The sequence below is a fragment of the Streptomyces sp. NRRL S-87 genome (assembly GCF_000719335.1).
Lineage (GTDB): Bacteria > Actinomycetota > Actinomycetes > Streptomycetales > Streptomycetaceae > Streptomyces.
In genome coordinates, this window is sequence record NZ_JOGB01000019.1 from 131907 (window position 1) to 155242 (window position 23336).

The window sequence follows — 23336 nt, forward strand, 5'->3', positions numbered from 1 at the left end:
GGCGGATTTGTCAGCCGTCCAACCAGGCCACGGGTGACAATGCTGGGGTACCTTCCGAAGAACAGTCTTTACTCACAGCAGCATTTACCTACGGGCAGGAGGGACGGGGCGATCACCGCCCCGTATGGATGGACGTGAAGCGATACTTCCGTGGGCCGGTCATGTGGATCGTGCTGGCCGTCCTCGCCGTGGTCGTGCTGATGAATGTCGTCGGCTCGGGTGGCGGCTACAAGTCGGTTGACACCAGCAAGGTTCTGAACGCGATCAGCCAGAACCAGGTCAAGCAGGCGAGCCTCACCACCGGCGACTCGCAGATGATCAAGATCGAGCTGAAGGACGGCCAGAAGCTCGACGACGAGTCCGGCAGCAAGTTCCAGGCGAACTACATCGGCGACCAGGGCGTCGACATCGCCAAGGACCTGCAGGCCAAGTCCGACGGGGGCCAGATCCCCGACGGCTACTCCGTGACGCCGGACAAGACCAACCCGTTCCTGGGCGTGCTGCTCTCCCTGCTGCCGTTCGTCCTCATCGTCGTGGTCTTCCTGTTCCTGATGAACCAGATGCAGGGCGGCGGCTCCCGGGTGATGAACTTCGGCAAGTCGAAGGCCAAGCTCATCACCAAGGACACCCCGAAGACGACCTTCGCCGACGTGGCCGGCTCGGACGAGGCGGTCGAGGAGCTCCACGAGATCAAGGAGTTCCTCCAGGAGCCGGCGAAGTTCCAGGCCGTCGGCGCCAAGATCCCCAAGGGCGTGCTGCTGTACGGCCCGCCCGGCACCGGCAAGACCCTCCTCGCGCGCGCCGTCGCCGGTGAGGCGGGCGTCCCGTTCTACTCGATCTCCGGCTCGGACTTCGTCGAGATGTTCGTCGGTGTCGGCGCCTCCCGCGTCCGCGACCTCTTCGAGCAGGCCAAGGCCAACGCGCCCGCCATCGTCTTCGTCGACGAGATCGACGCCGTCGGCCGGCACCGCGGTGCGGGTCTGGGCGGCGGCCACGACGAGCGCGAGCAGACGCTGAACCAGCTGCTCGTCGAGATGGACGGCTTCGACGTCAAGGGCGGCGTCATCCTGATCGCCGCCACCAACCGGCCCGACATCCTCGACCCGGCGCTCCTGCGCCCGGGCCGCTTCGACCGGCAGATCGCCGTCGACCGCCCGGACATGCAGGGCCGTCTGGAGATCCTCAAGGTCCACCAGAAGGGCAAGCCGGTCGCGCCCGACGTCGATCTGGCCGCCGTCGCCCGCCGCACCCCCGGCTTCACCGGTGCCGACCTGTCGAACGTCCTGAACGAGGCCGCGCTGCTCACGGCCCGCTCGGACCGGAAGCTGATCGACAACCACATGCTGGACGAGGCGATCGACCGCGTCGTGGCGGGCCCGCAGAAGCGGACCCGGATCATGTCGGACAAGGAGAAGAAGATCACCGCGTACCACGAGGGCGGCCACGCCCTGGTCGCGGCGGCTTCCCCGAACTCCGACCCGGTCCACAAGATCACGATCCTGTCCCGCGGCCGGGCCCTGGGCTACACCATGGTCCTGCCCGACGAGGACAAGTACTCCACGACCCGCAACGAGATGCTCGACCAGCTGGCGTACATGCTGGGCGGCCGCGCGGCCGAGGAGCTGGTCTTCCACGACCCGACCACGGGCGCCGCGAACGACATCGAGAAGGCCACCGCCACGGCCCGCGCGATGGTTACGCAGTACGGCATGACCGAGCGCCTGGGTGCGATCAAGTTCGGCGGCGACAACACCGAGCCGTTCCTGGGCCGCGAGATGGCGCACCAGCGCGACTACTCGGAAGAGGTCGCGGCGCTGGTCGACGAAGAGGTCAAGAAGCTCATCGAGGCCGCGCACAACGAGGCCTGGGAGATCCTGGTCGAGAACCGCGACGTCCTCGACAACCTCGTCCTCGCGCTGCTGGAGAAGGAGACGCTGGGCAAGGAGGAGATCGCCGAGATCTTCTCGACCATCGTCAAGCGCCCTGCCCGCCCGGCGTGGACCGGCTCCTCGCGCCGGACCCCGTCGACCCGCCCGCCGGTGCTCTCGCCGAAGGAGCTCCAGCTCACCAACGCGGCCAACGGCGTCGCCGCCGGCGCCGGCACCGTCTCCACGGAGAAGGGCATCGAGGTCGCACCGGAGGACCGCCCCGAGGCGTGACGCCGATCACCGGAATGGATGCCGCGCCCCCCAGGTTCTAGCCTGGGGGGCGCGGCATTTTCGTATGCCCGTGTGAGCGCAGACAGGAACGAGGCAGAGATGACCGACCCAGTGACCCTGGACGGCGAGGGCACGATCGGCGAGTTCGACGAGAAGCGGGCCGAGGCCGCAGTCCGCGAGCTCCTCATCGCGGTCGGCGAGGACCCGGACCGCGAAGGCCTCCTCGAGACCCCCGCCCGGGTCGCCCGGGCGTACCGGGAGATCCTCGCCGGCCTCTGGCAGAAGCCGGAGGACGTCCTGACGACGACCTTCGACCTCGGGCACGACGAGATGGTCCTGGTGAAGGACATCGAGATCGTTTCTCTGTGTGAGCACCACCTGCTGCCGTTCCACGGGGTGGCCCACGTGGGCTACATCCCGGCCGAGAGCGGCAAGATCACGGGGCTGTCCAAGCTGGCCCGCCTCGTCGAGGTGTACGCCCGCCGCCCGCAGGTGCAGGAGCGCCTCACCACGCAGATCGCGGACTCCCTGATGGAGATCCTCGAGGCCCGTGGCGCCATCGTCGTCGTCGAGGCCGAGCACATGTGCATGTCGGTCCGCGGCATCCGCAAGCCGGGCGCCAAGACCACCACCTCGGCCGTCCGCGGCCAGCTCCGCGACTCCGCCACGCGCGCCGAGGCGATGGCCCTGATAATGGCCCGCTGACCGGCCGCAGCGCCGTACGGACGACGAAGGGGCCCCTCACACGGGTGAGGGGCCCCTTCGGCTGCGTAGGCGTCTCGCGCTCACGCGTCGGCGCGGGCGTGGTCCTTGTCGTCGTCCTCGGGCAGCCGGCAGACGCGCTCCAGGAACATGGCGGCGGCGATGACGCAGGCGCCGGCGAGGACGGCGAAGCCGGCGTAGACGGCCTGGTCGCGGCGGGCCGGGACCTCCAGGCTGTCCATGGCCAGGAAGGCGCCCACGCCGCCGTAGATGCCCGCCACGACGGCCGAGACGAGGGCGCTGGCCTGTCCGAAGACCACGGCGCGCGCCGCCATCAGGGGCTCGACGCCCTTGGCGCCGGGAACGCGCTCGCGCTGCGCCTTCAGCCGGCCGCGCAGCGAGAGCGCGGTGGCGAACAGGACGACGGCGATCACGGCCAGCACGATGGGGGCGGCCAGCGGGACGCCGGGCAGGGTGCCGTACGCGTTCCAGAGCTTCGCGCCCGCCCACGACAGCACCCCGGCGATCACGAAGATTCCGGTCAGGACACCCAGCCGCAGTTGCTTCACGTCCCCGTTCCCCGCTTTCCGCTCCGCTGCCAGCTCACACGCTAACGCTTACTCGGGCAGGCGGAGTTCCAGGTCGGGGCGCGGCGTGACGCCGGCCGTGCCGAGGGCGGCCAGGAGGGCGGTGACGGGGCCGTGGCCGGGCAGCGCGGCGGCGGGGTCGACGTCGTGCCAGGGGGCCAGCACGAAGGCGCGCTGGTGGGCCCGGGGGTGCGGGAGGGTGAGGACCGGGTCGTCCGAGACCACGTCGGCGTACGCGACGATGTCGACGTCGATGGTGCGGGGGCCCCAGCGCTCCTCGCGGACGCGGTCGAAGGCCTCCTCGATGGCCTGGCCGCGCTCCAGCAGGGAGCTCGGCGGCAGGGTGGTCTTCACCACGGCCACGGCGTTGAGGTACGACGGCTGGGAGCCGGGCTCGACGCCCCAGGGCTCCGTCTCGTAGACGGGGGAGACGGCCTTGACCCGGACGCCGGGGGTGTCGCCGAGGGCGTCGACGGCGCCCTGGAGGGTCTCCAGGCGGTTGCCGAGGTTCGAACCGAGCGCGACGACGGCGAGCCTGGGGTTGGACAGGGTGGTGTCCGCGGCGTCGACGGTCTCGACGACGGACGCGGGCACGGGCTGCACGGTGGGATCGACCTGGGGCTGGTTCATGCGCGGCTCCGCGTGATCGTGACGGTCACATCGTCGAAGGGCACGGTGATCGGGGCGTCCGGCTTGTGGACGACCACCTCGACCTGGGCGACGCCCTCGTGCTTGAGGCACTGCTGGGCGATGCGCTCGGCGAGGGTCTCGATCAGGTCCACGGGCTCGCCCTGGACGACGTCGACGACCTCCTCGGCCACCACTCCGTAGTGGACGGTCTTCGCCAGGTCGTCGTCGGCCGCCGCGGGGCGGGTGTCGAGGTGCAGCACCAGGTCGACGATGAAGGTCTGGCCCTCCTCGCGCTCCCGGGGGAAGACGCCATGGTGCCCGCGGGCCTTCAGGCCGCGCAGCGCGACACGATCCACGCGAATCACTCCTGCTTTCGTAGGTTCTTCCGGCCCCGGGAGTTCTCCGGAGCCTTGGGCCTACGCCGAGTGCGGTCGGCGTCGTCCACCTTCGAATCTACCTGCGGGAGACGACAGCGCTTGCCCATGGGGGTCAGGAGGCGTCGTCTTCCTCGTCTTCTTCGGTGTCCGTCAGGACGGGAGAACCGTGGTGGGACCACAGGCGCCACCCCCCGGGTGTGCGTCTGAACACATTCGTGGCGACGACCAGCTGCCCGACGAGCGGGCCGAGTGCACCGCCGTCCTCGGCGGGCCCGCCGCTGAGGATGTTCTCGGTGCAGGTGACGACGGCGGTGTCGCCGATCACGGCGGTGCGGGTGTCCGTGAGGAAGAACTGGATGTACTCGGTGTTCGCCATGATCAGGGCGTACGAGCGCAGCACCTCCCCGCGTCCGGAGAGCACCGGCCAGCCGGGGTGGACGCAGGAGACCTCGTCGTCCAGCCACATGCCGGACATGCCCTCGAAGTCGCCCTGCTCCATGGCCTCGTAGAAGGCGGTGTTGGCCGTCTCGACGGCGTCGACGTCGCTCTCGCGTCGGGTCACCGGGCGGCCTCGACGGCCCGGGCGACCCGGACGGCGTCGGCGGTGGCCCGTACCTCGTGGACCCGGACGGCCCAGGCGCCCTCGTGGGCGGCGATGGCCGAGACGGCGGCGGTGGCGGCGTCGCGTTCGCGGGCGGGCGGCGGCGCGGCCTCGGCGGTGCCGGCCAGGATGCGGCCCAGGAAGCGCTTGCGGGAGGCGGCCACCAGCACGGGGCGGCCCAGGGCGCGCAGCTCGGCGAGGTGCGCGACGAGGGCGAGGTCGTGCTCGGCCTGCTTGGCGAAGCCGAGGCCGGGGTCGATGACGAGGCGCTCGGGGGCGATGCCGCCGTCGATGACGGCGTCCATACGGGCCCGCAGCTCGGCGGTGACCTCCGCGACCACGTCGGAGTAGACGGCGCGGCTGTTCATGTCGGCGCTGAAGCCGCGCCAGTGCATGACGACGAACGGCACGCCGGTGTCGGCCACGGCGGGGATCATGCCGGGGTCGGCGAGGCCGCCGCTGACGTCGTTGACGAGGGTGGCGCCGGCGGCGACCGCCCGTTCGGCGACGGCCGCGCGCATGGTGTCGACGGAGACGGTGACGCCTTCGGAGGCGAGGCCGCGGACGACGGGGACGACGCGGCGGAGCTCTTCGTCGGCGTCGACGCGGGTGGCGCCGGGGCGGGTGGACTCGCCGCCGACGTCGACGAGGTCGGCGCCCTGGGCGACGAGGTCGAGTCCGCGCTTGACGGCGGCGGTGGTGTCGAACCAGCGGCCGCCGTCGGAGAAGGAGTCGGGGGTGACGTTGACGACCCCCATGACCGCGCAGCGGTCCCACTCCGGCAGGCCGACGACCCGGCCCCTGGCGGCTGCGCCGCGCATCGTGTTCATACCTCCAAGGGTAGGGCCGGGGCCTTGCGGCGCCCGGCCGGGCCCGGGGCCGGCGGCCGGGGGCCGGCGCCCCGGGGGGACGGACGACCCGGCCCCCCGGTCGGGGATCAGGCGACCTGGACCTCGCGCTCGGCGGCGGGCTGGGTACGGGTCTTCGGCGCCGGACCGGGGCGGCCGGCGGTGCCGGTGGTGTCGGCGCCCGTACCCGCACCCGCACCGGCGGCCGTGTCGGCGGGCTCCGGGGCGGCGGTCAGGTGGGCGCACGGGCGGGCCGGCTTCGGGCCGCGGCGGGCGGCGAACAGGCGGGGCAGGGCGAGGGTGACGAAGCCCTCGGCCTGCATGGCGGCGAGCCCGATGCGGGGCAGGTCGCGGGTGGTGCGGAAGACCACGAAGCGGGGCTCCCAGCGGGGGCGGAACTTGGCGTTGAACTTGTAGAGGGACTCGATCTGGAACCAGCGCGAGAGGAAGACCAGGAGGCCGCGCCAGATGCGCAGGACGGGGCCGGCGCCGATCTTCTCGCCGCGCGCGAGGGCGGAGCGGAACATCGCGAAGTTCAGAGAGACGCGCTCGATGCCCAGCTGCGGGCAGGCGGCCAGGGCCGCGACGATCAGCAGCTCGTTCATGCCGGGGTCGGCGGCCCGGTCGCGGCGCATGAGCTCCAGCGACATGCCGTCCTTGCCCCAGGGCACGAAGTGCTGGATGGCCTTGAGGTCGCCGAAGGGGCTGGTGTCGCCCTCCTCGGAGCGGTGGGCGGTGACGATGACGCAGTCGCCGTCGCCGGGGTCGCCCACGCGGCCGAGGGCCATGGAGAAGCCGCGCTCGGTGTCGGTGCCGCGCCAGGCCTCGGCGGCGCCGCGGACGGCGGTGAGCTCCTCGTCGGTCAGCTCGCTGACCCGGCGCACCTTGGTGGTGTAGCCGTTGCGCTCGATGCGCTTGACCATCTGTCGGACGTTGCGCATGGCGCGTCCGGTGAGGGAGAAGTCCTTGACGTCGACGATGGCCTCGTCGCCGAGTTCGAGGGCGTCCAGGCCGGTCTCGCGGGTCCAGACCTCGCCGCCGGTCTCGCTGCAGCCCATGACGGCGGGGGTCCAGGAGTGGGCCCGGGCCTCCTCCATGAAGCGCTCGATGGCGCCCGGCCAGGCCTCGACGTCGCCGATGGGGTCGCCCGAGGCGAGCATGACGCCGGAGACGACGCGGTAGGTGACGGCCGCCTTGCCGCTGGGGGAGAAGACGACGGCCTTGTCGCGGCGGAGCGCGAAGTGGCCGAGGGAGTCGCGGGCGCCGTGCTTGGCGAGCAGCTCGCGCAGGTGGGTCTCGTCGGCGGGGGTGAGCCGGGCGGCCGGGTGCTCGGGGCGGAAGGCGAGGTAGACGGTGGTCAGCGCGGTGAGCATGCCGAGGGCGCCGAGGGAGTAGCCCACGGTCCAGGACACCTGGCCGGAGTAGGCGACGGGGCCCTCGAAGCCGAAGAGTCCGTAGAGGACGTGGGTGAGCTGGTCGGCGATGCTCGGCTGGCCCAGCAGGCGCTTGGGGTGGGAGTTGACGATGACCAGTCCGAGGCCGATGGAGCCGGCGCTCATGAGGACGAAGTTGGCCAGCGCCTTCCACCGGCTGCGCGGGTCGGGCAGGGCGTCGAACTCACTCCGGTGGCGCAGCAGCAGCGCGAGGAGCGCGGCGGCGATGAGGACGCCGACGACGGAGTGGCGGTACGTGAACTGCGCCACGGCCCCCGCGGGGAGCAGGACGACGGCGGCCCGCCAGGCCCGGCGCTTGCGGCGCTTGAGGCCGTGGGCGAGCAGCAGGAGCAGGACGCCGGCGCTGATGGCGAGGGCGGCCGCGAACGGGCCGAGGGCGCCGGGGAGGACCTCGGCGAGGGTGTGGATGCGGCTGTGCCGGAACCGCGGGAACACGCCCGCGGCGACGTCCAGCAGGCCCACGACGGTGCATGCCGCGCCGACGAGACGGGGTACGGACTCGGGACGTGGGCCGCTGAGGATGCGGCGTACCTTGCTCGGAACCTGTCCCGACTTATCGCCATCTATCCTGACAGACATCGCTTCCTGCAGCTCCGCGAGAGATCCTGTGACCGAAGGCCACAGCGGCTTCCGGACATGTGCGCCCACTAGGACGGCTCGAGCGGGACGCGGGTTCACTGTTTCCGAAGAAAAAACTCATTCCGCCTTCAGAAAGTCGCTGACTGCATCATGGGTCTCACCAGCAATACGGTCCTGGCGCTGGCCATCGTCGCGGGCGTGCTGCTCTTCGTCGCGACCGTCTGGTTCTGGCCGCGGCTGTCGGGCCGCACCTGGCGTGCCGTGTCCGGACGGGTGGGCCTGCTGCTCGCCACGCAGCTCGCGCTGTTCTCGGCGGTGGGCCTCGCGGCCAACAAATCGTTTCTCTTCTACGGTTCCTGGGCGGACCTGTTCGGCCAGGAGACCGAGTTGGGCGTGGTGGTCGACCACTCGGCGGGCGCCAAGGACATCAAGGTCGTCGGTACCCAGAAGCTCGACGTGCCCGGCGGGGCCCGGCCGGCCGTGGGCGGCCAGATCCAGAAGGTGGTGGTGGCCGGGCAGAAGTCGAAGATAACCAGCCCGGCGTACGTGTACCTGCCGCCGGAGTACTTCCAGCCGCAGCACGCCAAGGACGCCTTCCCGGCCGCCGTGGTCCTGACGGGCTATCCGGGCACCGCGGAGAACCTGATCAAGGGGCTGGACTACCCGATGAGGGCCTACAAGCAGGCCAAGGCGGGCAAGATGAAGCCGATGGTCCTGGTCATGATGCGGCCGACGGTGGCGCCGCCGCGGGACACCGAGTGCGTGGACATACCCGGGGGACCGAAGACCGAGACCTTCTTCGCCGAGGACCTGCCCAAGGCCATCGGCGAGAGCTACCGCGTCGGCAGCAAGCCGCAGAACCTGGGCTTCGTCGGCAACTCCACCGGCGGCTACTGCGCGCTGAAGATGGGCATCCACTACCCGGGCACCTTCGGCGCGGTGGCCGGCCTGTCCGCTTACTACAAGGCCGCGCAGGACCCGACCACCGGCGACCTCTTCCACGGCGACAAGGCCCTCAAGACGCGCGCCAACCTGCTGGCCAGCCTGAAGGCCAAGGCCCCGTCCCACACGTCGTTCCTGGTCACCAGCAGCCGGACGGGTGAGGGCAACCTCGCCGACACCAAGAAGTTCATCGCGGGCGTGAAGCAGGGCGACCGCGTCTCGTCGATCATCCTCGACAGCGGCGGCCACAACTTCAACACGTGGCGGCGCGAGATCGAGCCGATGCTGATCTGGATCAGCGGCCGGCTGCAGGCCTGACGGGCCGTCCGGTCACCCGGACGGCCGTCCTGTCGGACCGTTAACCCGCCCCGGTCAGGGCTCCGCCCGGCGCAGCGCGCGGTGCACCGCCGCCGGGGTCAGCACGCCCAGCACCGCCCCGTCCGGCCCGTCCTCCGCGGCCGTGACCGCGATCCGGCCCGCGTCCTGCTGGAGCAGCAGCGCCAGTGCCTCCCGCAGCGAGGCGCCCAGGGGCAGGCGCGCGTGGGGGAGCTCCGCCCCGTCGGGGACCGGTTCGAGGTCCGCGCGCTCCACCCGCGTCACCGCCAGCCGCTTCAGGCCGCGGTCCGCGCCCACGAAGTCCGCCACGTACGGGGTGGCCGGCGCGGCCAGCACGGTGGCCGGGGGCGCGAACTGCTCGATGGTGCTGTGCCCGTAGACCGCGATCCGGTCCCCGAGCCGGACCGCCTCCTCCAGGTCGTGCGTGACCAGCAGGATCGTCTTGCCCACGGTGCGCTGGAGCGCCAGGAACTCGTTCTGCAGGCGCTCGCGCACCACCGGGTCCACCGCACCGAACGGCTCGTCCATCAGGAGGACGGGCGGATCGGCGGCCAGCGCCCGGGCCACTCCCACGCGCTGGCGCTGCCCGCCGGACAGCTGGTCGGGGAAGCGGCCGCCGTGCACCGCCGGGTCGAGGCCGACGAGTTCGAGGAGTTCGGCGGCGCGCTCGCGGGCCTTCGCCTTGGGCGTGCCGAGCAGCCGGGGGACGGTGGCCGTGTTCTCCAGCACGGTCTTGTGGGGGAAGAGCCCGACCTGCTGGATGACGTACCCGATGCGGCGCCGCAGTTCGACCGGATCGGTGCCCGCGACGTCCCGGCCGTCGATCAGGACGCGGCCGGAGGTCGGCTCGACCAGCCGGTTGACCATCTTCATGGTCGTCGTCTTGCCGCAGCCCGACGGGCCCACCAGGGTGACCAGTTCGCCCTCGGCCACCTCGAAGGAGAGGTCCTCGACCGCGGTGGTGCCGTCGTCGTAGCGCTTGGTCACATGCTCGAATCGGATCACGGGCCCATCTTCGCAGTGGGTTTGTGAAGGCGGTGTTGCCCCGGTGCGAAGGATCCGGGCGTTGTCGGCGGCGGGGGTTAGGGTCGTGGTGATCGCCGCGGACGCGGCGCCGGGACGAGCCGACCGGAGGGGGTGGGGGGATGGCCGCTGCACCGAACTGCCTCGTGGCGAACGACTGGATCTGCTGGGAGTACGTGCGCTCGCGCAGCCAGGAGCTGACCGACGCGACGCTGCAGCACGTGTGGATCACCGTGGTCTCGGTGCTCGTGGGACTGGCCGTCTCGGTGCCCCTGGCCCTCCTGGCGCGCCGCCGCCCGGCCTTCGCCGGCCCGATGCTGGCGACCACCACCCTGTTGTACGGGATCCCCTCGCTCGCCATGTTCTCGCTCCTGACGCCCGTGTTCGGGTTGTCGGCGTCGGTGGTCGTCACGGGGCTGGTGCTGTACTCGCTGACGATCCTCGTGCGTAACCTCCTGGCGGGCCTGGCGGCCGTGCCGGACGAGGTCCGCGAGGCCGCCCGCGGCATGGGGTACGGGCCCGCGCGGCTGCTGTGGCAGGTGGAACTGCCGCTGGCGCTGCCGACGCTGATGGCCGGGATACGCATCGCGACGGTGTCCACCGTCGCGCTGACCTCGGTGGGCTCGATCGTCGGCAGCGGCGGGCTGGGCAACCTCATCGCCCCGGCCGTGCAGAGCTCCTTCCGGGCCCAGGTGCTGACCGCTTCCGTGCTGTGCGTCCTGCTGGCCCTGGTGGCGGACCTCCTGCTGCTCGGCGTGCAGCGGCTGGTGACGCCCTGGGCGCGCGCGGCGAAGGGGGGCTGAGCGGTGTCGGTACCGGTCGGGACGTGGCGCTGGCTGAGCGACGGGGCGCACTGGACGGGGGAGTCCGGGGTCTGGCACCGGCTCGCCGAGCACGCGTACGTGAGCGGCGTCGCGCTGGGGCTGGCATGCGCGGTGGCGCTGCCGGTCGGACTGTGGCTGGGGCACCTGGGCCGCGGCGGGACGGTGGCCGCGCAGGTGGCGAACGTGGGCCGGGCGGTACCGGTGTTCGCGGTGCTGGCGCTCTTCATGGTCTCGCCGCTGCGCAATGCCGGGTACCTGCCGACGATCACGGCGCTGGTGCTGTTCGCGCTGCCGCCGCTGCTGACGAACGCGTACGTCGGTGTCCGCGAGGTCGACCGGTCGGTGGTCGAGGCGGCGTGCGGGATGGGCATGTCCGGGCCGCAGGTGTTCCGGCGGGTGGAACTGCCGCTGGCGCGACCGCTCCTGATGACGGGGGTGCGCTCGGCGGCCGTGCAGGTCGTCGCGACCGCCACGATCGCCGCGATGGTCGGCCAGGGCGGCCTCGGCCGCATCATCACGGCCGGCTTCAGCACGTACAGCACGCCGCAGGTGGTGGCGGGCGCGCTGCTGGTGGCGGCCCTGGCCCTGGTGGTCGAGGGGGTGTTCGTGGTGGCCGACCGGCTCCTCGGGCCGGCCCGCCGCTGATCCGCCGTCCCCGCCGTCCCCGTCGCCCCGCCCCCGCTGTGCCCCTGTCCGCTTCCGTCGAACGGAGTTTCCCCATGAGCAAGACCACGCGCCTGCTCGGCGCCGCGCTGGGTGTGCTGGCCCTGACCGGAACGCTGGCCGCCTGCGGCGGCGACAGCCTGGAGAAGAGCAAGGACGCCGGCTCCGCGCCCGCGGGCGGCTCGGGCGAGAAGGGCTCGCTGGTGGTCGGCGCCGCGGGCTTCACCGAGTCCAACGTGCTGGCCGAGCTGTACGCTCAGCTGCTCGGCGCGGCCGGCTACGGCACGTCCGTCAAGACGGTCAGCAACCGCGAGCTGTACGAGCCCGCCCTGGAGAAGGGCGAGATCGACGTCGTGCCCGAATACGCGGCGACCCTCGCCGAGTTCCTGAACGCCAAGGCCAACGGTCCGGACGCACCCCAGAAGAAGCCCGTCGCCTCCGCGGACGTGGCCGCCACGGTCGCGGGCCTGGAGAAGCTGGCCGCTCCCCTGGGCCTGAAGGTCCTGCCGGCGGGCGCGGCGGTCGACCAGAACGCCTTCGCGGTGAGCAAGGAATTCGCGGCCGAGAACAAGCTCAAGACCCTTTCCGACCTCGGTGCGGCGAAGCTGAAGGTAAAGGTCGCGGCAGGTGACGAATGCGCCGTGCGCCCCTTCTGCGCGGTGGGCCTGAAGGAGAAATACGGAATCGACGTCTCCGGTATCGACCCCAAGGGCGTCGGCACCCCGCAGGCCAAGCAGGCCGTCAAGGACGGGGTCGACCAGCTGGTGCTGACCACGACCACGGACGCCACGCTGGAGGCCTTCGGCCTGGTCCTCCTCGAGGACGACAAGAAGCTGCAGAACGCCGACAACGTCCTGCCCGTGGTGAATGCGAAGGACGCCGGAAGTGCGGAGATCGCGGCCGCCCTGGCGAAGTTGACCAAGGTGCTCAGCACGGCCGATCTCGCCGAACTCAACCGCAAGGTCGACGGCGAGCGCGCCAAGCCCGGCGACGTCGCGAAGGCCTACCTCACGGAAAAGGGCCTGATCGAGAAGTAGCCGCGGGGCCTTGGGGTAACCGCCTGGAAACAGATTGCCGGGCGGCTCCCCCAAGGCAGTGCACGCACTGTAAATTTCAGGCCATGCCACGTGGACGCCACCGCCATTCGCCGCCCCTGCACAGGCTCCTCACCCCCACGACGATCGCCGGTGTCTCGCTCACCAGCGCCGCGGTCGCCTGGCTCCTCGCGGAACCGGTGGCGCTCCGCCTCCTGGTGGCCGCCACCGCCGCCGCCGGCGTCACGGGCGCGGTGGTCATGCGCGGCTGGGACCGCGCGGCCGGCCGTCGCGTCGCGGAGTTGACGCGCGAGCGCGTGCGCGACGAGTGGCGCGCCGAGGACCGCATCGCGGAGCTGGAGTCCGACCTGGAGGAGTCCCGGGCGCTGCGCGCCAAGCTGGAGAAGACGCTGCGTGCCAAGCGGGTCGAGCTCGCGGGTCTGCGCGGCGAGCACGCGGCGCTGCTGCGCCGGTACGCGACGGCCGAGACGGAGCGCGCCAGCGCCCTGGAGGGCCGCCGACTGCTGGCGAAGGCCGCCGCGCCCACCTCCCCGGCGAAGGAGCTCCCCGCCCCGTCGGAGGACCGGACGACCGCCGGCGCGCCGACCGCGCTCGGGTACGCCCGGGCGCACGCGGCCCTGACCGCGCTGGCCCGCAAGGCCGGGGCGCCGGCCGCGCCCGGTGCGGTGCAGGCCGGCGGCGCGGCCGCCCCCGCCGAGGCGCACGCCAGGGCCCTGCCGCAGGGCCCGGCCCCGGCCGCGGCCCTGCCGCCGGCCGCCCCCGCGACCCTGCCCGCCCGCCGGACGCCCTCCGCGGTGGCCCCGTACGCGGCGGCCCGCCGTACGGTCTCCCGTGCCGAGGGCGGCTTCGACTTCTTCGGCACCAAGTCCGCGGCCCGGACCCGCGCCGCCATCGAGGCGGTGCAGAACGAGGACCTCGCCGACGTGGTGGGCGCCGAGGCCCTGGCGGTCCACAAGGCCGAGTCCGCCGAGCCGGAGTTCAAGCCGCGGGCCCCCGAGCACCGGGCGGTCGGCCAGGTCATCGACCTGACCGCGCACGACGAGACCGAGGCCATCGACGTGGCGTCCCTGCGCACCGCGATCTCGTGACGCCCGGCAGGAACCTTCCTGCGGACAGCACCCCGGCGAGAACACCCGGGCGAGCACACCCGGGCGAGAACACCCCGGCAACGCACGAGAGCCGGCCAGGCGCCCCGCGCCCGGCCGGCTCTCGCGCGTCCGCCGGCTACTTGTCGATGTCGCCGACGACGAAGAACATCGAGCCGAGGATCGCGACCATGTCGGCCACCAGCGTGCCGGGCAGCAGCTCGGTCAGCGCCTGGATGTTGTTGTACGAGGCCGAGCGCAGCTTGAGCCGGTACGGCGTCTTCTCGCCCTTCGAGACGAGGTAGTAGCCGTTGATGCCCAGCGGGTTCTCGGTCCACGCGTAGGTGTGGCCCTCGGGCGCCTTCAGGACCTTCGGCAGCCGCTGGTTGATCGGGCCGGGCGGCAGCTGCTCCAGCCGGTCGAGGCAGGCCTCGGCGAGTTCCAGCGCGTTGTGCGTCTGGTCCAGCAGGCACTCGAACCGGGCCAGGCAGTCGCCCTCCTGCCGGGTGACGACCTTGAGCACGTCCTGGAGCTCGCCGTACGCCAGGTACGGCTCGTCGCGGCGCAGGTCGAAGTCGACGCCCGAGCCGCGCGCGATCGGCCCGCTGACCCCGTAGGCGTGCACGGCCCCGGCGGACAGCACGCCCACTCCGCGGGTCCGGCCGCGGAAGATCTCGTTGCCGCGGACCAGGTCGTCGTACACGGACATGCGCGAGGTGACGTCCGCGATCGCGGCCCGGGCCCGGCCCGTCCAGCCCAGCGGCAGGTCCTCCTTGAGGCCGCCGACGCGGTTGAACATGTAGTGCATGCGGCCGCCGGAGATCTCCTCCATGACGGCCTGGAGCTCCTCGCGCTCGCGGAACGCGTGGAAGATCGGGGTGATGCCGCCCAGTTCGAGCGGGTACGACCCCAGGAACATCAGGTGGTTCAGGACGCGGTTGAGCTCGGCCAGCAGCGTGCGCATCCACACGGCGCGCTCGGGCACCTCCATGCCCAGCATCCGCTCGACGGCCATGACGACGCCCAGCTCGTTCGAGAAGGCCGACAGCCAGTCGTGGCGGTTGGCCAGCATCACGATCTGGCGGTAGTCACGGGCCTCGAACAGCTTCTCCGCGCCCCGGTGCATGTACCCGACGACGGGCTCGGCCGAGCGGATCCGCTCGCCGTCCAGGACGAGGCGCAGGCGCAGCACGCCGTGCGTGGAAGGGTGCTGGGGGCCGATGTTGAGCACCATGTCGGTGCTCTCCGCCGCACCGCCGATGCCGACCGTGGTCTCCGTCATGGGAACAGTCTCTCAGCCCCCGCTCGATCCCCGGCCGCAGCCCTACTCTGGGGGGATGGAAACGGGGACGGGCACGGGGACCGGTGCGGGGACGGGGGCGGCGCCCGGGGCGGAGGTGCCCGGGGCGGAGCCCGGGTGGACCGGCCTGCCGGGTGGGCTGCTCACCCTGAGGCGCCTGCTGCTGGTGGTCTGGCTGGGCGCGGCGGCCGTCGTGGCGGGGGTGCTGCCCGGCGTGCTGGCGGGGCCGGCCTGGGCGGCGTGCGCGCTGCTGCCGCTGGCGGTGCTCGCCTGGGGCTGGGTGCTGCTGGGGCGGAACTGGCGCTCGTGGCGGTACGCCGAGCGCGCCGACGACCTGCTGATCAGCCGGGGAGTGCTGTGGCGGGAGGAGACGGTGGTCCCGTACGGCCGGATGCAGCTGGTCGAGGTCACCTCGGGCCCGCTGGAGCGGCGCTTCGGGCTGGCCTCCGTACAACTGCACACGGCGGCCGCCGCCACGGACGCGCGCATCCCCGGCCTGGACCCGCGCGAGGCGGAGCGGCTGCGCGACCGGCTGACGGAGCTGGGCGAGGCGAGGTCGGCGGGCCTGTGAGCAGTACGGAAGCGGAAGCGCGTGCCGCCGCCCGGGAGCGGCGGCTGCACCCGGTGACCCCGCTGCGCCGCGCCTGGGCCCCGATCGCCCTCGTCGCGGGCCTGGTCGTGCAGAACCCCGACCGGGCGCGCGAGTGGAGCACGGGCCTGTCGACCGGCTGGGGCGCCCTCGCGGTGGGCCTCGCGATCCCGCTCGCCGGCCTCTACGGCTTCCTCAGCTGGTGGTTCACCCACTTCGCGGTCACCGACACCGAGCTGCGCATCCGCACCGGACTGGTCTTCCGCCGCACCGCCCACATCCGCCTCGACCGGCTCCAGGCGGTGGACGTCACCCAGCCGCTGCTGGCCCGGATCGCCGGCGTGGCCCAGCTCAAGCTGGACGTGGTCGGCACGGAGGAGAAGGACGAGCTGGCCTACCTCGGGGAGAGGGAGGCCCGGGCGCTGCGCGCCGAGCTGCTGGCCCGGGCGGCCGGCTTCGCCCCCGAGGCGGCGGCCGAGGTCGGCGAGGCCCCCGTGCGCGAGCTGCTGCGGCTGGCGCCCCGGCAGCTGGTGCTCTCGCTCGCGCTGAGCCTGTCGGTGCCGTGCGCCGTGGCCGCCGGGCTGCTGGCGCCGCTCGTGGTGTGGCGCTTCAGCGCCAACCCGTGGGCCGCGCTGGTGGTCCTGCTGCCGATCCTGGGCGCGGTGTGGCAGGCCAGCGCCGGCCGGTTCCTGACGGAGTACGACTGGACGGTCGCCGAGTCCCCCGACGGGCTGCGCCTCGACCACGGCCTGCTCGACAAGGCCCACGAGACCGTCCCGCCGGGCCGCGTGCAGACCGTCCGGCTGGTCGAGCCGCTGCTGTGGCGGCGGCTCGGCTGGGTGCGGGTGGAACTGGCGGTGGCCGGCTCCAAGAACGAGGTCCTGGTGCCGGTCGCCGAGCGGGCCGCCGCCGAGCGGGTGATCGCGTGCGTGCTGCCCGGGGTGGACCTGGGCGCGCTGTCCTTCGCCCCCGCGCCCCGCCGGGGCGCCCGGTGGGTGGTGCCCGTGTGGTGGCGCGGCTACGGGCTGGCCGTCTCGCCGGCGGTGTTCGCGGTGCGCGGCGGGCTGCTGTGCCGGCGCACGGCGATCGTGCCGCACGCCAAGGTGCAGAGCGTCCGCCTCACCCAGGGCCCGTGGGAGCGGGCCATGGGCGTGGCGGACGTGGCCGTGGACACCGGCGCCGACAAGACGGTGACCGCCCGGCTGCGCCCGGCAGGCGAGGCCGCGGAGCTGCTGGCCGCCCAGGCGGAGCGGTCCCGGACGGGCCGGCGCACCGCCCGCCCGGACCGCTGGATGACCTAACGGGTGTGGGGCGGATCAGGGTCGGGTAGCCCCCGGGGCCGCCCCGTACCCCGCCGGCGGTCGGACGTCAGGCCGCCGGCCCGCTGCCCGCCCGCACCATCCCGGTCTCGTACGCCAGCACCACGACCTGGACGCGGTCGCGCAGGCCCAGCTTGGTCAGGATGCGCCCCACGTGGGTCTTGACGGTGGCCTCCGACAGCACCAGCCGGGCCGCGATCTCCCCGTTCGACAGCCCCTGCGCCACCAGCAGCATGACCTCGCGCTCGCGATCGGTCAGCCGTTCCAGCTCCTTGTGCTGCGGCTCCGCCGTGGTCGTCGGCAGCATCGGCGCGAACCGGTCCAGCAGCCGCCGCGTCGTGGACGGGGCCACCACCGCGTCACCGCTGTGCACGGAGCGGATGGCCGCCAGCAGCTCCGCCGGCGGCACGTCCTTCAGCATGAAGCCGCTGGCCCCCGCCTTCAGCCCGGAGAACGCGTACTCGTCCAGGTCGAAGGTGGTCAGGATGATGACCTTGGGGTGGTTCTCCTGCTCGCAGATCCGGCGCGTGGCCTCGACCCCGTCGAGCTTCGGCATGCGGACGTCCATCAGCACCACGTCGACGGTCGTCGCCCGCAGCACCTCCAGCGCCTCCAGGCCGTCGCCCGCCTCCGCGACCACGTCCATGTCCGGCTGGGCCGCGAGGACCATCCGGAAACCGGTGCGCAGCAGCACCTGGTCGTCGACCAGCATGACTCGGATGGACATCCCGTAATCCCTATCCCTTGGTTCGGGGCCCTTCGGCCCTGTGCCTCTACGGCCCTGTGCCTCTTCGGCCCTGTCAGGACCCGCCGGCCCGCCCGGCCCGCCCCCGCGTCAGGACTTCCCCTTCAGCGGCAGCAGCGCGCTGATCCGGAAGCCGCCGCCCGGCCGGGGACCCGCGTCCAGCGTGCCCCCCACCATGCCGATCCGCTCCCGCATGCCGATCAGTCCGTGCCCGGCCCCGTCCGCGCCGCCGTCCTCGTACAGCTCGTGCGCCGCGCCCCGGCCGTCGTCCTCGACCAGCAGGCCGAGCCCGTCGTCGAAGTAGACCAGGCGCACCCGGGCCTTCGCCTCGGGGCCGCCGTGCTTGCGCGTGTTCGTGAGGGCCTCCTGCACGATCCGGTACGCCGTCAGCTCCACGCCGCTGGGCAGCGGGCGCGGGGCGCCCTCGACCTCGAAGTCCACCACGAGGCCGGCCTGCCGGACCTGTTCGACCAGGACCTCGATCTGCTCCACGTCCGGCTGGGGCACGTAGTCCTCGGAGTCCTGCGGCTCGCCGGTGCGCAGCACGCCCAGCAGGCGGCGCATCTCGGCCAGCGCCTGGCGGCCGGTGGTGGAGATCGTCTCCAGGGCCTGCTTGGCCTGCTCCGGCGCCATGTCGATGACGTACGCCGCGCCGTCCGCCTGCACCACCATCACCGAGACGTTGTGCGCGACGACGTCGTGCAGCTCGCGGGCGATCCGGGCGCGCTCGGCGGCCACCGCCACCTTCGCCTGGGCCTCGCGCTCCTTCTCCAGCCGGCGGTTCTTCTCCTCCAGCTGCGCGAAGTACGCCCGCCGGGTGCGGATCGAGTCGCCCAGCACCCAGGCCAGCGCGAACGGCACGGTCGCCATGAACGGCGTCGCGATGTCGTTGGTGGGGTCGGCCCCGGTGAAGCCCCAGCGCAGCGCCGCCAGCGGGGCGGCCAGGAGACCGGAGCCGAAGGCGACCCGCGAGAGCCATCGGGGCACCTCGGCGGAGGCGGCGACCGTGTAGAGGATGAGGAGCATGGCCACGTCTGCCATGTGGGGCTGGACGTCCGCCGCGAGCTGGAACGCCCCCGCGCCCACCGCCAGCCAGTACATGGCGGCGGTGAAGCGCCGGCGCAGGGCGGTGACCACGCAGAGCGCGGTCACCGAGACCATCGCCAGCAGCCGGGCCGGCACCGAGCCGTGCTCCGAGGCGACCTCCAGCGTCGAGACGCCGAAGAGCAGCACAGCCCAGAAGCTGTCGACGCCCGTCGGGTGCCTGCGGAGGAAGTCGTAGAAGCGCTGCACGTAACCCAGAGTAGGGAAGGGGGATAGGTGCCGGAGTCAACCGCAGGGGCGATCTCTCTCCTGGGGCGCCTACTCCCCAAGGTGGAGTACCTCCCGCCCCTCCGGGTGCACCTACCTTTGTGCGCATGAGCGGTGATCTGGGGACCGGGGCGGCGGAGCCGGCCGGGCCGGTGGGCTGGCGGCGGGCGATGGAGCGGGCCCTGTACGGGCCGGACGGTTTCTACGTGCGCCCGCAGGGCCCGGGCCCCGCCGGCCACTTCCGCACCTCCGTGCACGCCTCCCCCCTGTACGCCGGGGCGGTGGCCGAGCTGCTGCGGCGGGTGGACGGGGCCCTCGGGGGGCCGCCGGAGCTGGCGTTCGTCGACATGGCCGCCGGGCGCGGGGAGCTGATCACCGGGGTGCTGGCCGCGCTGCCGGCGGACACGGCCGCGCGCGTGCGCCCGTACGCCGTGGACCTCGCCCCGCGCCCGGCCGGCCTGGACCCGCGGATCGACTGGAGGCCCCGGCCGCCGACCGGGGTGGAAGGGCTGCTGTTCGCCAACGAGTGGCTGGACAACGTGCCGCTCGACGTCGCCGAGGACGGCCGGTACGTGCTGGTGGCCGAGGACGGCTCCGAGGAGCCCGGCGGGCCGGTGGCCGCGGCGGACCGGGACTGGCTGGATCGGTGGTGGCCGGGCTGGCGCGACGGCGGGCGGGCCGAGATCGGCCGCCCGCGCGACGAGGCCTGGTCCGCCGCGGCCGGCTGCGTGGCGCGGGGCCTGGCGGTGGCCGTCGACTACGCGCACGCGCGCGCCGAGCGGCCCCCGTACGGCACGCTCACCGGCTTCCGCGGCGGCCGCGAGGTACGCCCGGTCCCGGACGGAAGCTGCGACGTCACCGCCCACGTGGCGCTGGACGCGTGCGCCGGGCCGGACGCGGTGCTGCTGACGCAGCGCGCGGCGCTGGCGGAGCTGGGGGTGTGGGGGGCGCGGCCGCCGCTGTCCCTGGCGGCGGCGGACCCGGCGGCCTACGTCCGGGCCCTGGCGGGTGCGGGCGAGGCGGCCGAGCTCACGGCGCGCGGGGGCCTGGGGGACTTCGGGTGGCTGGTGGAGGCGCGGGGGATCGACCGGGTGCTGTGACGCGCCGACCGACCGGGTTCTCCGACGCGCCGAGGGGGTGCCGCCACGACCCTGGCGGCACCCCCTCGGCGGGTGTTCCGTGCCGTTACTCCGTCACGTCGTGGCCCTCGTGCAGGCCGCCGCCGCTGCCGCTGCCGCCGGTCGGGGTGGAGGTCACCGGCTGCGTCAGGGGCGCGAGGTCGTAGGCGTAGTGGCCGACCGCGTCCGCGATGACGTCGATGTTCACGTCGAAGGCCGGCATGTTGATGTTGGTGATGTCGTCGCCCTTGGCGTGGTAGTTCACGTCGTACGCGACGCCCGCCGTGCCGCCGTACCTGGCGGCCTGGGCCTCGGTCTTGATGCCCTCGGCGCCGGTGAACGTGCCGCCGGACGGGATGCCCGCGCCGATGAACGGCCCGTAGTCGGAGCGGCCGGTGAAGTCCGTGCCCTCGTGCGGGATGTTCTGCGAGGTCAGGAAGTCGTTGATGCCCTTCTCGAGCTGCGCGGAGCCCTCGGGGCCGGGGCCGGAGCCGACGCCGTCCGAGTCGTCGCCGTCGTAGACGAAGTACGCGGCGTTCGGCGAGGCGATCATGTCGAAGTTCAGGTACAGCCTGATCTGCTTCTTCTGCGCCTCGGAGAGCGAGTCGACGTACGCGTCGGAGCCCAGCAGGCCGAACTCCTCCGCCGACCACCAGGCGAAGCGGACCTTGTTCTTGACCTTCTCCTTCGACTTGGCCAGCTGCTGGGCCACCGTCAGGATGCCCGCCGAGCCGGAACCGTTGTCGTTGATGCCGGGGCCCGCGGTGACGGAGTCGAGGTGGGCGCCGAGGAAGACCGTGTTGTCCGGGTCGCCGCCGGGGGTCTCGGCGACCACGTTGAAGGTCTTCCGGGCCTCGTGGATCTCCCGGATGTCCAGGTTCACGGTGACGGGGCCGGCCGCGATCTCGGCGGCCAGCGCCTCGCCGTCGGCCTGGGTGAGGCCGCCGGTGGGGATCTTGCCGACGTTCGGGTCGGCCAGGGTGCCGTTGAGGGTGCCGGCGGTGTTGTTGTAGACGATCGCGCCGATGGCGCCCGCGGCCGCCGCGTTGGCCTGCTTGGCCGCGAAGGTGCAGCCGCCGCGCTTGATCAGGGCGATCCTGCCGGCATAGTTGCCGGTGGCGTAGTCCCCGGCGTCGCAGCCGTTGGTGTTGTCGGCGTCCACCGGGACCGCCGCGAGCTGCCCGGTGATGCCGCCCTCGGGACCGCTCGCCGTGTACGTCATCAGCTTGATCGCGACGTCCCGCGGGGTGGGGGAGACCACCTTCAGCTTCTCGGCGATCGGGGCCGTGTAGACGAAGTCGAACTCGTGCCGGACCGGCTTGTAGCCGGCGCCGCGCAGGACCGCCTCCACGTACTTCGCGGACTGCTCGTGGCCCTTCGAGCCGGCCACCCGGGTGCCGCCGTTGTAGTCCGCGATGGACTGCAGCGTCTGGAGGTGCTTGAAGGCGGCCTTCGCGGTGGAGTCCTTCACGAGCTTCCTGGCCAGCGCGTCGCCCTTGTTGGCCCAGCTGGGGCTCCCGTCGCCGGGCGTGGCGCCGGCGGGGCCCGCGATGAGCAGCGGGGAGACGAGGGCGGCGGCCGCCAGGGCGGCGGTGGCGGCGGCTATACGGCGTGCGGGCATGGACGTCCTTTCACACGGCAGGCAGGGGAGTGCACCGAGGTGGGGCGTGGAGCTGGGACGCGCGGTGCACGCACGTTATGCGGGTGCCGCCCGGTCTCGCCAGGCTTTTCGCTGATTCCGGTTGATGAATTCCATATATCGGTACCGCGGCAGGGGGGCGCGAGTGTTGACCCGGCATCAGGGGGAAGCGCTGGGCCATCAGGGCCGCGGCGTCGCGGGTGGCGGCCGGCGAACCGCCGCCCACGGGCCGGGGCCGCCGGCTCCGCCCGCCGCCGGGTCAGCGCAGGATGCCCTCGACGAGGTCGGAGCCCAGCCGCGCCACCGTTCCGATGTCCAACTGGTGCTGGACGTAGCGCCCCTGACGGCGGGTGGTCAGCAGCCCGGCCTTCTTCAGCACCGACAGGTGGCGGGAGACCTCGGGGGCGCTGATGCCGTACGTGTTCGCCAACTCCCCCGTGGTCGCGGGCCCGCGCGCCAGGCTCCGGCACAGCCGCATGCGCATCGGGTGCGCGAGCGCCTCCATCCGGCGCTGCAGCAGCTCCACCGGGCCCGGACCCGGCAGCTCCGCGGAGCGCACCGGGTACTGCACCACGGGCCGCCAGCCCGCGGCGTGCAGCACCAGCAGGTGGGGCCAGCCGAAGGTGGACGGGACCAGGACCAGTCCGGGGCCGAGCTCCGGGTCGACGGCGGAGGTGTCGCCCGTGGTCATCTTGTCGACGGTGATCACGGATCCGGCCGGGTCCACGGACAGGGCGGTGGACACCCCCGCCAGCGCGGCCGCCAGGCCCTTGCGCCGCAGCAGCTCGGTCTGGTGGCGGGCGTGGGCCGCCAGCCCCGGCGCGATGCGCCGCCAGGTCTCCCCGAAGAAGGCCTCCTCGCAGTCCTCGAGGAGCCGGCGCAGCCAGGCCCGTACGGTGCCGGGCTCCGCCAGCAGCCGGTTCGTGAACCCGAGCTGCCGCGGCCCCCGGGCGGCGGCCGCCTCCAGCGCGCGGGTCCGCGCGGCCGGGTCGGTCAGGGGGGAGGGGCCGCCGCCCTCGTTGTAGTGGGCGAGCGCGCAGTGCTCCAGGGCGGCCGCGACGAACCGCTCGTCCGGCAGCCGGTCGAGCAGGTCGAGCTCCTCGGCCAGCGTCGCCCCGGGCAGGCGGGGGCCGTCGGGGGCCGCGGGCAGTCCCGCGAAGGGCATGAAGACGTCCGAGTACGACACCTGCCACAGGAACCCGGCCTCCAGCAGCCGGTCCGCCAGGCCCGGGTCGAGCCGGGCGGCGGTGGCCGTGGTCCAGGAGGCCAGGTTCGGGTGGTGGGCGGGCTGCGCGAGCGCGTGCAGCACCATGCACAGCTCCGCGAGCGGCGACGGGGCGAACACGATCCGTCCGTGCTCCAGCCCGCCGATGTCGATGGTCACGCCCATCGGGCCATTGTCCCCGTACGTCCGGCGGCGCCCGGGGGCGCCTCCGCAGCGGCCGGCGGC

The 23336-nt window shown here is 73.1% G+C and carries 22 protein-coding genes; 10 read left to right on the top strand and 12 right to left on the bottom strand.

The window, feature by feature from the left end; translation table 11 throughout:
- The first annotated feature begins 128 nt into the window (after positions 1-128).
- Together ftsH and folE are read left to right on the top strand one after the other, a co-directional pair.
- Positions 129-2159 (top strand): ATP-dependent zinc metalloprotease FtsH, encoded by a 2031-nt coding sequence (gene ftsH, locus IF43_RS0114440; protein WP_030199678.1) that lies wholly within the window; start codon positions 129-131, stop codon positions 2157-2159.
- A 99-nt stretch (positions 2160-2258) separates the two neighbouring features.
- The gene (gene folE, locus IF43_RS0114445; RefSeq protein WP_030199681.1) at positions 2259-2864 is read left to right on the top strand and encodes a GTP cyclohydrolase I FolE; all 606 of its coding nucleotides are present in this window, start codon (positions 2259-2261) and stop codon (positions 2862-2864) included.
- Positions 2865-2944: 80 nt separating this feature from the next.
- Here the strand turns inward: folE and IF43_RS0114450 are convergent, their stop codons facing one another.
- The 6 genes from IF43_RS0114450 to IF43_RS0114475 form a co-directional block, all read right to left on the bottom strand.
- Positions 2945-3430 (bottom strand): DUF3180 domain-containing protein, encoded by a 486-nt coding sequence (locus IF43_RS0114450; RefSeq protein ID WP_030199683.1) that lies wholly within the window; start codon positions 3428-3430, stop codon positions 2945-2947.
- 48 nt (positions 3431-3478) lie between these two features.
- Complete coding sequence (gene folK / locus IF43_RS0114455) at positions 3479-4078, bottom strand: 2-amino-4-hydroxy-6-hydroxymethyldihydropteridine diphosphokinase (RefSeq protein WP_030199685.1); 600 nt, start codon at positions 4076-4078, stop codon at positions 3479-3481.
- Entirely contained in the window at positions 4075-4434 is a 360-nt protein-coding gene (gene folB / locus IF43_RS0114460; protein ID WP_030199688.1) for a dihydroneopterin aldolase, read from the bottom strand. Before folB ends, folK begins: the two co-directional genes overlap by 4 nt.
- A 133-nt stretch (positions 4435-4567) precedes the next feature.
- Positions 4568-5017, bottom strand: coding sequence for a nuclear transport factor 2 family protein (locus IF43_RS0114465; RefSeq protein ID WP_030199691.1), 450 nt, complete (start codon positions 5015-5017; stop codon positions 4568-4570).
- The gene (gene folP, locus IF43_RS0114470) at positions 5014-5886 is read right to left on the bottom strand and encodes a dihydropteroate synthase (RefSeq protein WP_199922725.1); all 873 of its coding nucleotides are present in this window, start codon (positions 5884-5886) and stop codon (positions 5014-5016) included. Before folP ends, IF43_RS0114465 begins: the two co-directional genes overlap by 4 nt.
- Before the next feature lie 107 nt (positions 5887-5993).
- Positions 5994-7937 (bottom strand): phosphatidylglycerol lysyltransferase domain-containing protein, encoded by a 1944-nt coding sequence (locus IF43_RS0114475; protein WP_078910151.1) that lies wholly within the window; start codon positions 7935-7937, stop codon positions 5994-5996.
- 150 nt (positions 7938-8087) lie between these two features.
- Here IF43_RS0114475 and IF43_RS0114480 point away from each other — a divergent pair, with 150 nt between their 5' ends.
- A complete protein-coding gene (locus IF43_RS0114480; protein WP_030199694.1) occupies positions 8088-9197 on the top strand; it encodes an esterase family protein in 1110 nt (369 codons plus the stop codon).
- 54 nt (positions 9198-9251) lie between these two features.
- Here IF43_RS0114480 and IF43_RS0114485 read toward each other — a convergent pair whose 3' ends face one another.
- Positions 9252-10220 (bottom strand): ABC transporter ATP-binding protein, encoded by a 969-nt coding sequence (locus tag IF43_RS0114485; protein WP_030199696.1) that lies wholly within the window; start codon positions 10218-10220, stop codon positions 9252-9254.
- A 140-nt stretch (positions 10221-10360) separates the two neighbouring features.
- On the opposite strand from IF43_RS0114485, the gene IF43_RS0114490 reads away from it, so the two are divergent.
- From IF43_RS0114490 to IF43_RS0114505, 4 genes are all read left to right on the top strand, one after another.
- Positions 10361-11041 (top strand): ABC transporter permease, encoded by a 681-nt coding sequence (locus IF43_RS0114490; protein ID WP_030199702.1) that lies wholly within the window; start codon positions 10361-10363, stop codon positions 11039-11041.
- 3 nt (positions 11042-11044) lie between these two features.
- A complete protein-coding gene (locus IF43_RS0114495) occupies positions 11045-11707 on the top strand; it encodes an ABC transporter permease (protein ID WP_030199705.1) in 663 nt (220 codons plus the stop codon).
- Positions 11708-11781: 74 nt separating this feature from the next.
- Complete coding sequence (locus IF43_RS0114500) at positions 11782-12762, top strand: ABC transporter substrate-binding protein (RefSeq protein ID WP_030199706.1); 981 nt, start codon at positions 11782-11784, stop codon at positions 12760-12762.
- An 83-nt stretch (positions 12763-12845) separates the two neighbouring features.
- Entirely contained in the window at positions 12846-13868 is a 1023-nt protein-coding gene (locus IF43_RS0114505) for a hypothetical protein (RefSeq protein ID WP_030199709.1), read from the top strand.
- Positions 13869-14004: 136 nt separating this feature from the next.
- Here the strand turns inward: IF43_RS0114505 and IF43_RS0114510 are convergent, their stop codons facing one another.
- Positions 14005-15147 carry an NADH-quinone oxidoreductase subunit D gene (locus tag IF43_RS0114510; protein ID WP_030199710.1) on the bottom strand — a complete coding sequence of 381 codons (1143 nt, stop codon included), beginning with the start codon at positions 15145-15147 and terminating at the stop codon, positions 14005-14007.
- Between the two features lie 55 nt (positions 15148-15202).
- Here IF43_RS0114510 and IF43_RS0114515 point away from each other — a divergent pair, with 55 nt between their 5' ends.
- The gene (locus IF43_RS0114515; protein WP_030199711.1) at positions 15203-15736 is read left to right on the top strand and encodes a PH domain-containing protein; all 534 of its coding nucleotides are present in this window, start codon (positions 15203-15205) and stop codon (positions 15734-15736) included.
- Entirely contained in the window at positions 15733-17055 is a 1323-nt protein-coding gene (locus IF43_RS0114520; protein ID WP_030199712.1) for a PH domain-containing protein, read from the top strand. Before IF43_RS0114515 ends, IF43_RS0114520 begins: the two co-directional genes overlap by 4 nt.
- 67 nt (positions 17056-17122) lie before the next feature.
- On the opposite strand, the gene IF43_RS0114525 is transcribed toward IF43_RS0114520, so the two are convergent.
- The gene (locus IF43_RS0114525; protein WP_030199713.1) at positions 17123-17800 is read right to left on the bottom strand and encodes a response regulator transcription factor; all 678 of its coding nucleotides are present in this window, start codon (positions 17798-17800) and stop codon (positions 17123-17125) included.
- A 108-nt stretch (positions 17801-17908) separates the two neighbouring features.
- Positions 17909-19111, bottom strand: coding sequence for a sensor histidine kinase (locus IF43_RS0114530; RefSeq protein ID WP_030199715.1), 1203 nt, complete (start codon positions 19109-19111; stop codon positions 17909-17911).
- A gap of 125 nt (positions 19112-19236) precedes the next feature.
- On the opposite strand from IF43_RS0114530, the gene IF43_RS0114535 reads away from it, so the two are divergent.
- Positions 19237-20229, top strand: coding sequence for an SAM-dependent methyltransferase (locus tag IF43_RS0114535; RefSeq protein WP_030199716.1), 993 nt, complete (start codon positions 19237-19239; stop codon positions 20227-20229).
- 85 nt (positions 20230-20314) lie between these two features.
- Here the strand turns inward: IF43_RS0114535 and IF43_RS0114540 are convergent, their stop codons facing one another.
- On the bottom strand, positions 20315-21868 hold the full coding sequence (locus IF43_RS0114540; RefSeq protein ID WP_030199717.1) for a M28 family metallopeptidase: 1554 nt from the start codon (positions 21866-21868) through the stop codon (positions 20315-20317).
- Between the two features lie 277 nt (positions 21869-22145).
- On the bottom strand, positions 22146-23276 hold the full coding sequence (locus tag IF43_RS0114545; RefSeq protein ID WP_030199719.1) for a DUF5937 family protein: 1131 nt from the start codon (positions 23274-23276) through the stop codon (positions 22146-22148).
- Positions 23277-23336 lie beyond the last annotated feature (60 nt).

Coding starts and splice junctions, on each gene's coding strand:
- ftsH (WP_030199678.1), top strand. CDS start 129: ATGGACGTGAAGCGATACTTCCGTGGGCCGGTCATGTGGATCGTGCTG.
- folE (WP_030199681.1), top strand. CDS start 2,259: ATGACCGACCCAGTGACCCTGGACGGCGAGGGCACGATCGGCGAGTTC.
- folK (WP_030199685.1), bottom strand. CDS start 4,078: ATGAACCAGCCCCAGGTCGATCCCACCGTGCAGCCCGTGCCCGCGTCC.
- folP (WP_199922725.1), bottom strand. CDS start 5,886: ATGAACACGATGCGCGGCGCAGCCGCCAGGGGCCGGGTCGTCGGCCTG.
- IF43_RS0114475 (WP_078910151.1), bottom strand. CDS start 7,937: ATGTCTGTCAGGATAGATGGCGATAAGTCGGGACAGGTTCCGAGCAAG.
- IF43_RS0114480 (WP_030199694.1), top strand. CDS start 8,088: ATGGGTCTCACCAGCAATACGGTCCTGGCGCTGGCCATCGTCGCGGGC.
- IF43_RS0114490 (WP_030199702.1), top strand. CDS start 10,361: ATGGCCGCTGCACCGAACTGCCTCGTGGCGAACGACTGGATCTGCTGG.
- IF43_RS0114500 (WP_030199706.1), top strand. CDS start 11,782: ATGAGCAAGACCACGCGCCTGCTCGGCGCCGCGCTGGGTGTGCTGGCC.
- IF43_RS0114505 (WP_030199709.1), top strand. CDS start 12,846: ATGCCACGTGGACGCCACCGCCATTCGCCGCCCCTGCACAGGCTCCTC.
- IF43_RS0114510 (WP_030199710.1), bottom strand. CDS start 15,147: ATGACGGAGACCACGGTCGGCATCGGCGGTGCGGCGGAGAGCACCGAC.
- IF43_RS0114515 (WP_030199711.1), top strand. CDS start 15,203: ATGGAAACGGGGACGGGCACGGGGACCGGTGCGGGGACGGGGGCGGCG.
- IF43_RS0114525 (WP_030199713.1), bottom strand. CDS start 17,800: ATGTCCATCCGAGTCATGCTGGTCGACGACCAGGTGCTGCTGCGCACC.
- IF43_RS0114535 (WP_030199716.1), top strand. CDS start 19,237: ATGAGCGGTGATCTGGGGACCGGGGCGGCGGAGCCGGCCGGGCCGGTG.
- IF43_RS0114540 (WP_030199717.1), bottom strand. CDS start 21,868: ATGCCCGCACGCCGTATAGCCGCCGCCACCGCCGCCCTGGCGGCCGCC.
- IF43_RS0114545 (WP_030199719.1), bottom strand. CDS start 23,276: ATGGGCGTGACCATCGACATCGGCGGGCTGGAGCACGGACGGATCGTG.